13 protein-coding genes are annotated in these 13,419 nt (G+C 68.2%); 6 read left to right on the top strand and 7 right to left on the bottom strand.

Annotated features, from left to right (window positions below; genetic code table 11):
* Positions 1–36 precede the first annotated feature (36 nt).
* Positions 37–534, bottom strand: a complete 498-nt coding sequence (locus ACQ5DX_RS21875; RefSeq protein WP_430334578.1) for a nuclear transport factor 2 family protein — start codon at positions 532–534, stop codon at positions 37–39.
* 52 nt (positions 535–586) lie between these two features.
* A complete protein-coding gene (locus ACQ5DX_RS21870) occupies positions 587–1,468 on the bottom strand; it encodes a TIGR03619 family F420-dependent LLM class oxidoreductase (protein WP_430334577.1) in 882 nt (293 codons plus the stop codon).
* 286 nt (positions 1,469–1,754) lie between these two features.
* Between ACQ5DX_RS21870 and ACQ5DX_RS21865 the strand changes: the two genes are divergently transcribed.
* Positions 1,755–2,648, top strand: a complete 894-nt coding sequence (locus tag ACQ5DX_RS21865; protein ID WP_430334576.1) for an IclR family transcriptional regulator — start codon at positions 1,755–1,757, stop codon at positions 2,646–2,648.
* 85 nt (positions 2,649–2,733) lie between these two features.
* On the opposite strand, the gene ACQ5DX_RS21860 is transcribed toward ACQ5DX_RS21865, so the two are convergent.
* Complete coding sequence (locus ACQ5DX_RS21860; RefSeq protein WP_430334575.1) at positions 2,734–3,261, bottom strand: flavin reductase family protein; 528 nt, start codon at positions 3,259–3,261, stop codon at positions 2,734–2,736.
* Positions 3,262–3,546: 285 nt separating this feature from the next.
* Between ACQ5DX_RS21860 and ACQ5DX_RS21855 the strand changes: the two genes are divergently transcribed.
* The 4 genes from ACQ5DX_RS21855 to bphC all read left to right on the top strand — a co-directional run bounded on the left by ACQ5DX_RS21855 (position 3,547) and on the right by bphC (position 8,675).
* Positions 3,547–4,413, top strand: a complete 867-nt coding sequence (locus ACQ5DX_RS21855) for an alpha/beta fold hydrolase (protein WP_430334574.1) — start codon at positions 3,547–3,549, stop codon at positions 4,411–4,413.
* 11 nt (positions 4,414–4,424) lie between these two features.
* A complete protein-coding gene (locus ACQ5DX_RS21850) occupies positions 4,425–6,113 on the top strand; it encodes an FAD-binding protein (RefSeq protein WP_430334573.1) in 1,689 nt (562 codons plus the stop codon).
* 443 nt (positions 6,114–6,556) lie between these two features.
* Entirely contained in the window at positions 6,557–7,729 is a 1,173-nt protein-coding gene (locus ACQ5DX_RS21845; protein WP_430334572.1) for a hydroxylase, read from the top strand.
* A gap of 40 nt (positions 7,730–7,769) precedes the next feature.
* The gene (gene bphC, locus ACQ5DX_RS21840; protein ID WP_430334571.1) at positions 7,770–8,675 is read left to right on the top strand and encodes a biphenyl-2,3-diol 1,2-dioxygenase; all 906 of its coding nucleotides are present in this window, start codon (positions 7,770–7,772) and stop codon (positions 8,673–8,675) included.
* Positions 8,676–8,765: 90 nt separating this feature from the next.
* On the opposite strand, the gene ACQ5DX_RS21835 is transcribed toward bphC, so the two are convergent.
* Positions 8,766–9,977, bottom strand: a complete 1,212-nt coding sequence (locus ACQ5DX_RS21835) for an alpha/beta hydrolase (RefSeq protein WP_430334570.1) — start codon at positions 9,975–9,977, stop codon at positions 8,766–8,768.
* A 114-nt stretch (positions 9,978–10,091) separates the two neighbouring features.
* On the opposite strand from ACQ5DX_RS21835, the gene ACQ5DX_RS21830 reads away from it, so the two are divergent.
* Positions 10,092–10,907, top strand: coding sequence for a DUF72 domain-containing protein (locus ACQ5DX_RS21830; RefSeq protein WP_430334569.1), 816 nt, complete (start codon positions 10,092–10,094; stop codon positions 10,905–10,907).
* A 10-nt stretch (positions 10,908–10,917) separates the two neighbouring features.
* Here ACQ5DX_RS21830 and ACQ5DX_RS21825 read toward each other — a convergent pair whose 3' ends face one another.
* From ACQ5DX_RS21825 to fabG, 3 genes are read right to left on the bottom strand one after another with little or no spacing between them, the layout of a single operon-like run.
* Positions 10,918–12,129, bottom strand: a complete 1,212-nt coding sequence (locus ACQ5DX_RS21825) for an acetyl-CoA C-acetyltransferase (protein ID WP_430334568.1) — start codon at positions 12,127–12,129, stop codon at positions 10,918–10,920.
* A gap of 48 nt (positions 12,130–12,177) precedes the next feature.
* On the bottom strand, positions 12,178–12,636 hold the full coding sequence (locus ACQ5DX_RS21820) for a MaoC family dehydratase (protein WP_430334567.1): 459 nt from the start codon (positions 12,634–12,636) through the stop codon (positions 12,178–12,180).
* A 26-nt stretch (positions 12,637–12,662) separates the two neighbouring features.
* A complete protein-coding gene (fabG, locus tag ACQ5DX_RS21815) occupies positions 12,663–13,391 on the bottom strand; it encodes a 3-oxoacyl-ACP reductase FabG (RefSeq protein WP_430334566.1) in 729 nt (242 codons plus the stop codon).
* Positions 13,392–13,419 lie beyond the last annotated feature (28 nt).

Below are 13,419 nucleotides of genomic sequence, written 5' to 3'. Positions count from 1 at the left end.
CGCGAGGGGCAGGCCGTTCGACGTTCTACCGGTCGATCAGCTGCCGGCGCGGCCGAGCAGTGCGGGCGCCTCGGGGCGGCCGTCGAGCACGCGCGAGGTGCGGCGCTGGATCTGCCACACGCCGTCGATCTTCTTCAGGTCGAAGCGGTTGGCCGTCACACGCCACACCCGGAACGAATCCTCGTCCTGGTTGCGCAGCAGCAGCTGCGAGTGGCACGTTGCGACCGCGGTGTCGCCGTCGACCACGATGTTGACCGGGTCGAGCAGGTGCCCGCAACCGTTCTTGATGTAGTCCTGGTGCGGGCTGGTGCGAACCATCTCCATGATCTCGGCGCGGCCGTTCATGTTGCGGATGTCGATGTCGTACACCGCATCCTCGGCCCACAGGGCGCCGACCTTCTCGGCCTCGCCGGCGTCCACGGCGGGACCGTAGGCGGTGATGAGTTCCTGGATCGCGAGCTTGTCCTCGAGCAGTTGAACCCGCTCGACGAGGGACTGGACGAGCGCGGCGGTATCGGTCGCGATGTCGGTCATCGGATCTCCTTTGGTGTTGTCCCGCTGTGGATGTGCTTGTGGGGAGGGGTGGTCAGCCCTGCGTGGGCTCGAACTCGAGGCCGAGTTCGACACCCAGGTCGTGCAGGGCTGCGAGCTGATCGCAGTAGTGCGCCGCGTCGGTCGCCGCGACGGCCGCGCTGGCGATGGTGGCGCCGGCGGCCCGCCGACGGTCGAGGGCGCGTGCCGCGCGGTCGCGGCCGCCGATCGGATCGAGGGGAGCGCCGGCGCTGAGCACGACCTCGAAGCCCGCGGGGACGTCGACCTTGCCGAGCATCGAGCCCAGCTCGTTCACGCCCAGGCCGAACGGCACCCAGCCGTCGCCGTGCTCGACGGCGCGCCGCAGGGACCGCATCGTGCGTCCGCCGATCCACAGTGGAACACGGTCCTGGACGGCGCGCGGTTCGACGAGGAGGTCCTGGAATTCGTAATAGGTACCGGCGTACTCGGGCAGGTCCCGGGACAGCGCGGCACGGAGCGCGGCGAGGGCGTCGTCGGCGCGGGCGCCGCGGTCCTCGAAGGACGCGTCCAGCAGGTCGAACTCCTCCCGCAGCGTCCCGACGCCGAGACCGAGGACCAGTCGGCCGCCGCTCACGACGTCGAGCGTGCCGTAGCGCTTGGCGATCTCGAGCGGGTGGTGGTAGCCGAGGACGAGGACCTGGGTGGCCAGGCGGATCCGGGTGGTGCGGGCGGCGAGGTAGCCGAACGTCGCCAGCGGATCCCAGTAGGTGCCGCCCCGGACCCGGGCCACCTCGACCGGCACGGCGACGTGTTCGCTGCAGGTCAGGTGGTGGAAACCGAGCCGGTCGGCGGCCTCGGCCACCTGGGCCAGTTCGGCGATGCCGGCGTCGCGCTCCCACTCCGAGTGGGCGTCGGGGTGTAGCACCACGACGGGGGAGACGATTCCGATGTGCATGCCAGGGGCTCCGTTGCTGGGTCGGCCGGTATCGCTTCGTTCTACTCCGCCGCAGCGGTGGCCGCTGCGGCGTTTCCGGTCACCGGGAGTCTCCTCGGCGCTGTTCCACGTCGGTGTGCGGAGTGGCGCGGGTCACGTCATGATGGCGATGTCCGGTTCTGACGAACAAACGACCGGCAAATAGTCCCGTCCAGCGGGACACACCTGCTAGCCTGTCAGAATTAATTTCAGTTTTGCGCCCGCTCGCCCCTCTGACCAGGGGCGCGGATGTTGTTTGGAGGTGTCGATGACTGTCGTCGATTCCGGTGAGGCTGTCGCGCCCGAGGCCCCGCGCCGTGAGCTGCCGCCGTCCATGGTCGAACGGATGACTCTGATCCTCGACGCATTCGACGGCCGCGCTTCGCGGCTGACCCTCGAGGAGGTGGCCTGCCGTACGCAGCTGCCCCGTTCGACGGTGCACCGCATCCTCGACCAGCTGGTCCGCCTGAGCTGGGTCGAGCACGCGTCGTTCGGGTACTGCCTCGGCCGTCGTGCCCTCGGGCTCGGCGGCGGCGACGGCGGACACAGCGAGATCCGTGCCGCGGCAGCGCCGTTGCTGCACGAACTGCACATGCAGACCGGCATGGTCGTGCACCTCGCCGTCCTGGACGGGAGCGAGAGCGTCTACCTCGACAAGGTCGGCGGGCGGTTCGCGTCGACGCTGCCGTCGCGGGTCGGCGGTCGCGGGCCCGCGTACTCGACGGCCGGTGGCAAGTCGATGCTCGCGTGGCTGGATCCCGAGCGCGTCGACAGCCTCTACGAGGAGCGGCTGAGCCGCTGCACCGATCGCACGATCACCGACATCCCGACACTGCACCAGGAGCTCAACCGGATCCGCCAGCGTCGAGGCCTAGCCTTCGAGCGCGGCGAGTCCGTGCGTGGTGTCGCGTGCGTCGGCGTCGCGGTCCGTGGCCACGAGGGCCCGGTCGCCGGCATCTCGCTGTGCGGCGACGCCCGCACCGCCCAGCTCGAGCGCGTCGCGCCGCTCGTCGTCGATGCCGCCCGCGAGGTCTCGCGCACCCTCTACCCCGAACTCGGTGCACCGCGCCGTGGCCGGCGCGCGCACGCCGCCCCCGTGGACACCTGGTCCGCGGACGCGATGGACCGACTGCTGTCCATCCAGAGCGGGCAGTGGATCTGACTGCGACCCGATAGCCGAACAGACGAGCGGGAACCGAGAGCACGCTCTCGGTTCCCGCTCGTCGTCGCTCGTCGCCGCTGGGGGCTCAGCTCAGGGCCGGCGCCTCGATGCCGAACTTGCCGCGGAAGAACAGCATGGGACGCTCCTCGCACACGGTGTCGAGTTCGAGCACCCGGCCGATGATGACGTCGTGGTCGCCGGCGACGTGCACGTCGTGCACCTCCGCGTGGACGCGCATCAGGACACCCGGCAGCGACGGGGTGTTCCAGCGGGACAGCTCCCACTCGAGGTCGTCGTACTTGCGGCCCTTGCTGGAGCCGAAGCGCGAGCACAGGTCGGACTGCTCCTCGTGCAGGACGTTGACGCAGAAGCGGCCCGTCTCGCGGATGCGCGGCCAGGCGCGCCCGCGGTGGTCGGCGCAGATCAGGATCAGCGGCGGCTCGAGCGACACGGAAGCGAACGACTGGCACGCGAACCCGACCGGGCCGTCGTCGTCCAACCCGGTCACGATCGTCACACCGGTCGCGAACTGGCCCATGACGCGGCGCATCGCGTCCGGTGTCGGAGCACCGGCGCTCATCGTGCTGTGGGGTGCAATCGTCTCAGCGGTCATGCGGCCACCTCCTGTTCGTGGAACGAATGATCGGCACAGTCGGGCTTTGAGTGGTCGGCACACGTGATGCCGAAGCTGCCGAAGTCGATGTTTGCGAGCGTATGACCGCACGATCCCGGCCCTGAACTGCTGTCTCGATCAGCGGAACCGCACGCCGTGGGTGCGGTTGGTGGGGCCCAGGGTCTCGCTGATCGGGATGGGATCTGGCCGCGAAGGACGCAGGCTGGCACCCTTCCGCCCGTATGGGCTGTGACCCGGATGACATTGCGACAAACAGAGGCGACGATGACTACTGAGCTGAGCTACGAAGGAACGCTGAAGGAACTGAACACCGACCAGGGTGTGCTTCGGTACCACCAGGCCGGTGACGGCCCGCCGCTGCTTCTGCTGCACGGCTCCGGCCCGGGCGTCACGGGATGGCGTAACTACCGCGGCGTTCTCGCCGACTTCGCGGAGCACTTCACCTGCTACGTCCTCGAGTTCCCCGGCTTCGGCGTGTCCGATCCGTGCGACGGCCACCCGATGGTCGAGGCGGTCAACGCGGTGCCGGTCTTCCTCGACGGGCTGGGCCTCGGCGCGGTCGACATGATCGGCAACTCGATGGGCGGCGTGGTGGCCACCCGCATCGCGATCGCGCAGCCCGAGCGCGTCAACAAGCTGGTCTCGATCGGCGGCATGGGCAAGAACGTCCTCTCGTCCAACCCGGGCGAGGGCATCAAGCTGCTGATGGAGTTCACGGACAACCCGACCCGCGAGAGCCTGATCCGCTGGCTGCACTCGATGGTCTACAACCCCGCCATCGTGACCGATCAGCTCATCGAGGAGCGCTGGGAGCTCGCGACCGAGCCGAAGACGCTCGAGATCGCCCGCCGCATGTACAGCAGCAAGGCCTTCGCCGCGATGGCTGCGGCCAACGCGCAGGCCGACGGCACGCCGTACTGGGCCCAGTTCGGCAAGATCAAGGCCCCCACCCTGCTCACCTGGGGTCGCGACGACCGCGTGAGCCCCGTCGACATGGGCCTGCTGCCGATGCGCGACATCCCGAACGCCGAGTTCCACGTGTTCCCGAACTGCGGCCACTGGACCATGATCGAGGCGCGCGACGCGTGGGTCTCGGCAGTGCTCTCCTTCCTCCTGCGCGACCGGAAGTGATCTGACCGAACATGACTGAGAACAATTTCGACACCGTCGTCGACTTCCTGATCGTCGGCAGCGGTGGCGGCGGCATGGCCGCCGGCATCACCGCGGCGGACCGCGGGATGTCGGCGCTGATCGTCGACAAGGGCAAGACCTTCGGCGGTTCGACCGCGATCTCCGGCGGCGGCATCTGGATCCCCAACGCCCCGGTGCTGCTGCGCAGCGGCGCACCCCGGGACTCGCGGGAGTCGATCCGTCGCTACCTCGACATCATCACCGACGGCAAGGTTCCGGCCGACCGTCTCGATGCGTACGTCGACAACGGCCCGAAGCTGATGGAACTGCTCGAGCGCAGCCCGCACATCAAGTTCTACTGGGTCAAGGGCTACGCCGACTACCACCCCGAGGAGGAGGGCGGACGCCCCCTCGGCCGCACCATCGAGTGCACGCCGTTCGACACCCGCACGCTCGGTGAGGACGAGAAGTACCAGCGGCCGAACAGCCTCAAGGGCCCGCTGGGCCTGTGGGTCACCTCGAAGGACTACCACGACCTGGCGATGGTCAAGCGCACGTGGGCCGGCCGTCGGGCATCCCTGGTCGCGGCGTGGCGGGTGTCGTCGAACATGATCCGCCGTCGTCACATGTCCACCGGTGGCCGCGCGCTCGTCGCCCGTATGCGCATGGCGCTCAAGGACGCCGGCGTGCCGCTGTGGCTGAAGTCCTCGATGAAGGACCTCATCGTCGACGACAAGGGTGTCGTCATCGGCGCCACCGTCGAGAAGGACGGCAAGCTGCTGCGCGTGGGCGCCCGCAAGGGCGTCCTGCTCGCCTCCGGCGGCTTCGACCACAACAACGAGATGCGCGCGAAGTACCTGCCCGAGAACGGCGTCGAGAACATCAGCGCCGGTGCCCGCGAGAACGTCGGTGACGGCATCGTCGCCGGCCAGAAGCTGGGTGCGGCCGTCGATCTCATGGACGACGCGTGGTGGATGCCGTCGGTCAAGCACCCGATGGGCGCGGTCATCCCGCTGGTGTCCGAGCGGTCCATCCCGCCGTCGGTCATCGTCAACCAGGACGGCAAGCGCTTCACCAACGAGTCGGCACCGTACGTGAACTTCGTGCACGACCAGATCGAGGGCGGCCACGTTCCGGCCTACTTCATCATGGACAGCAAGGCCCGCGCGCGGTACCCGTTCGCGCAGGTCCTGCCCGGTGCACCGTTCCCGCAGGGGTTCTACGACCAGGGCATCGTGCACAAGGCGAACTCGCTGAGCGAGCTGGCCGAGAAGATCGGTGTCCCGCCGCAGAACCTGCTCGAGACCGTCGACCGGTTCAACGGCTACGCCCGCACCGGCAAGGACGAGGAGTTCGGCCGCGGCGACAGCGTGTACGACCAGTACTACGGCGACCCGACGATGAAGAACGCGGCCATGGACGAGATCGTCAAGGGTCCGTTCTACGCCGTCCGCATCGAGGCCGGCGACCTCGGCACCAAGGGCGGTCTGGTGACCGACGCCGAGGCGCGCGTGCTGCGCGAGGACGGGTCGGTCATCGACGGCCTGTACGCGACCGGTAACACCTCCGCGTCCGTCATGGGCAACGAGTACGCCGGTGCCGGCGCCACCATCGGCCCCTCGATGGTCTTCGGTTACGTGGCTGCGAACGACGCCGCCGACGCCGCCGCGGACCGACTGTCGGCCCCGGGCGCGAAGTAGTCCGGAAAGGTTCCCGAATGACCACTCAGCGGGACTGGGAAACAGGCTCTGACGTGCCCGAATCCCAGTCCCGCTGAGCGGGAGATGTTTTGTTCTCGGGCCCCGTACCTGGGACCGTTCGAAACACACGATCAGCGCACTCGACAGGCGCTGACCCCGACCGCACCAGGAGGGCGCCATGTTCGCAGGCACCACCCGCTGCACCGGTGCGGGCACGAAGGGCACCCCGGTCGACGCACTCGTCGCCGGTGTCCACCCGAGCTTCCTCGAGCATGCCGCCGCGCATGCCAAGCGTCATGGCGCATCCGAACCGAGATTCCCGTCGAGGCCGGTCGCCCGAGCTTGCCGGAGGACAGGAAGACCGATTCCCCTAGATTGCGGTCGGTCTTCCGCTAAGAATTGACCCGCGTCGCCGTGGGATCGAAGAGAGAGAGCTGATAGCTATGGGTCAGGTTTTGGACAACATCATGCAGTTCGCGGACGAGATCCGCGAGGGTGGCATCGAGGGCGAGAAGCTCATGCGCCTGTCGGATGGAAACGCCAAGCGTGTTCGCGACGCCGGCGTCATCCGGATGCTGCAGCCGAAGGAGTTCGGCGGCCTCGAGTCCCACCCGCGCGAGTTCGCCGAGACGGCCATGGCCCTGGGCGCCGTCGACGGCTCCACCGGCTGGGTCTCCGGCATCGTCGGTGTGCACCCGTGGGAGATGGCTTTCTTCGATCCCAAGGCGCAGCAGGAGGTCTGGGGCGAGGACGTCGACACCTGGATCGCGTCGCCGTACGCCCCCATGGGTATCGCGGTGCCGGTCGACGGTGGCTACATCCTGAACGGCCGCTGGTCGTTCTCCACCGGCAACGACCACTGCAAGTGGGTCATGATCGGTGCTCTGGTCGGTGACCAGAAGGGTGTCCCGACCGGCCAGGTTCTGCACGTGCTGGTCCCCAAGGAGGACTACACCGTCGACCACGACAGCTGGAACGTCGTCGGCCTGCGCGGCACCGGCTCGAAGGACTTCACCGTCAAGGACGCCTTCATCCCCGAGTACCGCACGATCGACTCCGACATCGTTCTGCAGGGCAACGGCTGGCGTCACGCGGGCCGCGACGAGACGCTGTACAAGTTCCCGTTCTCGTGCATCTTCCCGCTGGGCATCTCCTCGTCGCTGATCGGCATGTGCGAGGGCGGTCTGGCCCTGTACATCGCCGCGCAGAAGGAGCGCGTCGCGGTCACCGGTGTCCCGATCAAGGAGGACCCCTACGTCCTCTACGCCATCGGTCAGGCCGCCGACGAGATCAACGCCGCGCGCGTGTCGATCCTCGAGACCGTCGATCGCTTCTGGGACAAGACCGAGAAGGGCCAGGAGGTCACCTTCGAGGAGCGCGCGGTCGGTCGCCGCACCCAGACCAACGCCGCGTGGCGTGCCGTGAGCGCCCTCGACGAGATCTTCGCTCGCGCCGGCGGCGGTGCGATGAAGGTGACGCTGCCGCTGCAGCGCTTCTGGCGTGACGCGCACGTCGGCCTGACCCACGCGATCCACGTGCCCGGCTCGATCAACCACGCGTCGGCACTGACCCAGCTCGGTGGTGAGCCGCAGGGCATCCACCGTTCGATGATCTAGTTCGAACCCATCTGAATTCCTCACTCAGGGACGGATTGATATGACGGAAATTCGGGGTCTCGGATACCTCAGGATCCAGACCCAGGACATTGCTCGTTGGCGCGAACTCGTCGTCGACGGCCTCGGTATGTCGGTCGGCAGCGGCCCGGATCCGGACGGCCTGTACCTGCGGGTCGACGAGCGGCGTGCACGCCTGATCGTCCTGCCGGGCGAGTCCGACAAGGCTCTCGCGATCGGCTGGGAGGTGCGCGACCAGTTCGCCCTCCAGCGCGTTCGTGAGGCTGTCGAGAAGGCCGGCATCGCGGTCGAGGAGCTCTCCCTCGAGGAGGCGGACTACCGCGACGCCGAGAAGGTCATCGCGTTCGACGACCCGGCCGGCACCCGCGTCGAGGTCTTCTTCGGCCCGGTGCTGGACCACAGCCCGGTCGTGACGCCGTTCGGTGGCCAGTGGGTCACCGGCGCGCAGGGCCTCGGCCACGTCGTGCTGCCGACTCCGAAGTTCGCCGAGTCGTACGCCTTCTACACCGAGGTGCTCGGCTTCCTCCCGCGCGGCGCCATCCGGCTCCAGGACGGCGTCTCGCGCGTCCGCTTCCTCGGCGTCAACCAGCGTCACCACAGCCTCGCGCTGTGCCCGGCGCCGCCGACGGACGAGCCCGGCCTGGTTCACCTGATGACGGAGGTCGACACCCTCGACGCCGTCGGTCAGGCACTGGACCGCGTCGCCAAGCTCGGCTTCACGATCTCCTCGACCCTGGGCCGCCACACGAACGACAAGATGGTGTCGTTCTACGTGCGCGCACCCGGAGGCTGGGATCTCGAGTTCGGCACCGAGGGCATGCTGGTCGACGAGACCTTCTACACCGCCGAGGAAATTACGGCGGACAGCTACTGGGGCCATGACTGGTCGGCCTCGGAGCCGCTGAAGGCTTTCATCCCGAAGGCGTGATCGCCCGGTAGGTGATGCTCTACGAGAAAGGGCCCCGCACGGATTCGTCCGTGCGGGGCCCTTTCTCGTGTGTCGTCGCGACTCGCGTCGTCAGACGGGCAGGCCCAGCGAATGCGCGAGCGTCGGCCACGCCTTCGGCAGCCGGTCGCGCCAGTAGTACCAGCCGTGGATGCCGACGGGTTCGTAGTCGACGGTGGCCGGGATCTTCAGCTTGTCGAGTCGAGCGTCGAGTTCGCGGGTGCAGGCGTTGGCCGCGACCTCCATGGGGCCACCGATGAACACCCGGTCGAACCAGTCGGACGCCGCCGGATCCTCGTACTGGCCGGGCACACCCGACCCCACCGAGACGTAGATGTCCATGCCGCGCAGTGCCTCGGCGTTGCGGACCGTGTCGTGTGCGGCCCACTCGGGTCCGCCGACCTCACCCCACAGGTTGGCGATGTCGCCGCCGCGCGACGACACGGTCGACTGCACGGTGAGCCGGCCCAGGTCGTCGGTGGTCGAGTAGCAACCGCTGAACACCGCGATGCCGCGGTACATCCCGGGATGCCGGTGCGCGAGCATCATCGCGCCCTGCGAGCCCATCGAGATCCCGAGCAGCGACTTGACGCCGTTCGTGTGCAGTCGGGCGTCGAGCAGCGGGGGTAGTTCCTCGGTGAGGAAGGTTTCCCACTTGTGCAGTCCGACATTCGAATCGATCCGGTCCCAGTCGGTGTACAGCCCCGACACACCGCCATTGATCATCACGACGTTGACGTTCTTGTCCGCGAAGAACTGCGGGGCCCCGCCCATCGTGACCCATCCGCTGGTGTCCTCGCCGGCGTCGACGCCCTCGAGCGCGTAGATCGACGGGCGCGGCACCGAGTTGTCCTTGGGCAGGAGGACTTCCACGCCGACCTCGCGGCGCAGCGCCGGCGAGGCGACGGTGAACCGGACGAACTGTTCCGACTTCTGCTTCTCGCCGGTGATCGCCGCGGTCGTGATGTCGTCGCGCAGCGGCGGCAGCGGCGGATGCTCGTTCTGGAGCGGGCCGGGAATCACGGACCCGGCGGTCACGCTGCCGTTGTCGGAGCTGGCGGCTGCGCTGCCGCTCGAGCCGCTGGCGGCGCTACCGAGGCTTCCGGTGCTCCCGGTGCTCCCGGTGCTCCCGGTGCTCCCGGTGCTCCCAGTGCTCCCGGTACTTCCGGGCGCGGCCACCGCCTCGCCGGCGAGCGGCAGCGCAACCAGCGCCGCGAGCGACGCGCCGAGTAGCCCCCGCCGCACTCGGCGTCGCGCAGCACGTCTTGGATATGAACCCCACATGGAGAAAATCCCCCCTACAGTCTTGGATCGAGCGACCTGACCGTACCCTGACCCCCTGACGGGCATTCCCGAGTTGCCGGAATCGCGGGACGAGCGGGACTACACTGCGGCGGCATGGCGGACGTCCGGGTGGGCATCTCGGGCTGGGTGTACCCGGGGTGGCGGGGCGGGTTCTACCCGGCCGGACTCGTGCACCGCGACGAGTTGCGGTACGCCGCCGAGCACCTGACGTCGATCGAGATCAACGGCTCCTTCTACGCGCTGCAGAAGCCGTCGAGCTTCGCGAAGTGGCGCGACGAGACGCCCGACGGATTCGTGTTCGCGGTCAAGGGCGGTCGTTACATCACCCACGTGCGCAGGCTCCTCGACGTCGAGACCCCGCTCGCGAACTTCTTCGCGTCCGGCGTGCTGGGGCTGCGCGACAAGCTCGGCCCGATCCTGTGGCAGCTGCCGCCGAACATGCAGTTCGACGCCGGCCGCCTCGACACCTTCCTGACGCAGCTGCCGCGGACCACCACGGCCGCCGTCGCTCTCGCCGAGCGCCGCGACGACAAGCTGCCCGACGACCGCGTCCTCGCCGCGACGGACACTGAACGTCCGATCCGGCACGCGCTCGAGGTACGGCACCCCAGCTTCGCCGTGCCCGACGTCGTCGCGATCGCGCGCGAGCACGGTGTCGCGCTGGTCCTCGCCGACACCGCCGGCCGGTACCCGCGCATCGACCAACGCTGCGCCGACTTCGCGTACGCGCGCCTGCACGGCGACGCCGAGCTGTACGCGAGCGGGTACACCGACGTCGCGCTGGACGACTGGGCCGCCAAGGTGCGCGACTGGACAGACGCCGGGCTGGACGCCTTCGTCTACTTCGACAACGACATCAAGGGCTACGCGCCGTTCGACGCGATGGCCTTGCTCAGTCGTCTCGGATGAGACGGCTGGATCACGCGATGCGTTCGAACACTGCGGCCAGGCCTTGGCCGCCGCCGATGCACATGGTTTCGAGGCCGTAGCGGGCCTCGCGGCGGTCCATCTCGCGCAGCAGTGTGGCGAGGATGCGGGCGCCGGTCGCGCCGACGGGGTGGCCGAGGGAGATGCCGGAACCGTTGGGGTTCAGGCGCGCGTCGTCGGGTTCGAGGCCCCAGGTGCGGGTCACGGCGAGGGCCTGGGCGGCGAAGGCCTCGTTGAGTTCGATGACGTCCATGTCGGCGAGTGTGAGATCGAGTCGGGCGAGGGCCTTCTCGGTCGACGGCACGGGGCCGATGCCCATCGTGCGGGGCGGGACGCCGGCCACGGCCCAGCTGGCGAGCCGGGCGAGTGGGCGCAGGCCGAGGGCCTTCGCCTTCTCGGGTGTGGTGACGATCGCGATGGCGGCGCCGTCGTTCTGGCCGCTGGCGTTGCCGGCGGTGACGGTGGATTCGGGGTCGACCTTGCCGCGGATCGGGCGGAGCTTGGCGAGGGATTCGAGGTTGGTGTCGGCGCGGGGATGTTCGTCGGTGTCGACGATCAGTGGGTCGGCTTTGCGCTGTGGGACGGTGACCGGGACGATCTCCTGCGCGAAGATGCCGCTGCGCTGTGCGGCGACGGCGCGTTGGTGGGATTGGACGGCGAGTGTGTCCTGGTCCTCGCGGCTGATGGAGAATTCGGCGCGCAGGTTCTCGGCGGTCTCGATCATGCCGCCGGGTACCGGGTAGTTGCGGCCGCCGGCGGTGACGCGGGCGCGGGCGAGTCGGTCGTTGAGGGTGAGGGATTCGCCGCGGACGCCGTATCGCATTCCGGTGGCGTAGAACTCGGCTTGGCTCATGGACTCGACGCCGCCGGCGAGGACGAGGTCGCTGCCGCCGGACTGGACCTGCATGACGGCCTGGATAATGGCCTGCAGGCCGGAGCCGCAGCGGCGGTCGACCTGGAGGCCGGGGACGTCGATGCCGAGGCCGGCGTTGAGGGCGGCGATGCGGCCGATGGCGGGGGCTTCGCCGCCGGGGGAGGCCTGGCCGAGGATGACGTCGTCGATGTCGGATCCGGAAATGCCGGTGCGGGAGACGAGTTCGGTGATGACGGTGGCGGCGAGGTCTTCGGGGGCGATGTCCCGGAAGACGCCACCGAAGCGGCCGACGGGGGTGCGGAGGGGTTCGCAGATGACTGCGTCAGGCATGTCTGTTTCCTTGGTGAGAAGGCGATTGTGTCCGGGTGTGCGCGACGGTCACGGCACGATCAGGGTGACGGTCTCGGCGATCAACGCAGGCTTGCCACCGCCCTCGATCTCGATGACGTATCGCACCGTCATGAAGATGCCCGCGGACTCCTCGCGGCACTCCACGAGCGTGGCGCTTGCGCGGATCCGGCTTCCGACCCGCACTGGTGCCGGATAGCGAACCTTGTTGCTGCCGTAATTCACTCGTGCCGATCCGACCATGATCGTGTAGAGCTCGACGGCGAAGGCCGGCAGCAGCGACAGCGTCAGATAACCGTGCGCGATCGTAGTGCCGTACGGTCCCGAGGCTGCGCGTTCGGAATCGCAATGGATCCACTGATGATCGCTTGTTGCGTCGGCGAACAGGTCGACACGGTCCTGATCGATAGTGACCCAGGCGCTCGGACCGAGCTGCTCTCCGAGCGCGCGGCGGATCATCTCGACGCTGTCGAAAATTCGGGGGGACATACTGTTTCGACTCCTGTATGGATCTGTCAGATGTGACGGCCGCCGGTCACTTCAGCGACAGTGCCGGTCATGTACGAGGACATGTCGGACGCATAGAAGAGCGCGACCGACGCCACCTCCGCCGGCTCGCCTGCACGCTGCATCGGGATCTCGGCCATCTTCTGATCCCACGCTTTCTGGGGCATCGCCTCGGTCATTGCAGTCCGGATGAGACCGGGCTGAATGGCATTGATCCGCACTCCCAAGTGCGCGACCTCCTTGGCAGCTGCCTTGGTCAGCCCGACGATGCCCGCCTTGGCGGCCGAGTAGTTCGTCTGCCCGATGAAGCCGACCTTTCCGGAGATCGACGACAGATTGATGATCGATCCGCCGCCGGATTCCCGCATGATCGCCGCGGCCTGCCGCGTGCCGTTCCAGCAGCCGCGAAGATGGACACGGATGACGTCGTCGAACTGCTCTTCCGTCATCTTGCGCATGGTCGCATCACGCGTGATACCCGCATTGTTGACCATGATGTCGAGCGATCCGAACGAGTCGGTCGCCGTGTGCAGCAGGCGCGAAACATCGCTCGAGGACGTGACGTCGCATTGGACACCCAGGGCTTCGGAGCCCATACCTTCGGCAGCTTCCTTCGCTTTCGCTCCATCCAGATCACCGATCACGATCCGAGCACCGTGACTTGCGAAGGTGTGCGCAATCGCGAGCCCGATGCCCTGTGCGCCTCCGGTAATCACGGCAGTGCGGCCTGTCAACATGTGTACTCTCCTCCGGTAACGTGGGCGG

This window comes from Rhodococcus sp. ACT016 (assembly GCF_050477185.1).
Lineage (GTDB): Bacteria > Actinomycetota > Actinomycetes > Mycobacteriales > Mycobacteriaceae > Prescottella.
Note: the sequence above shows the minus strand (reverse complement) of the source record. Positions and strands in the feature narration are given on the sequence as shown.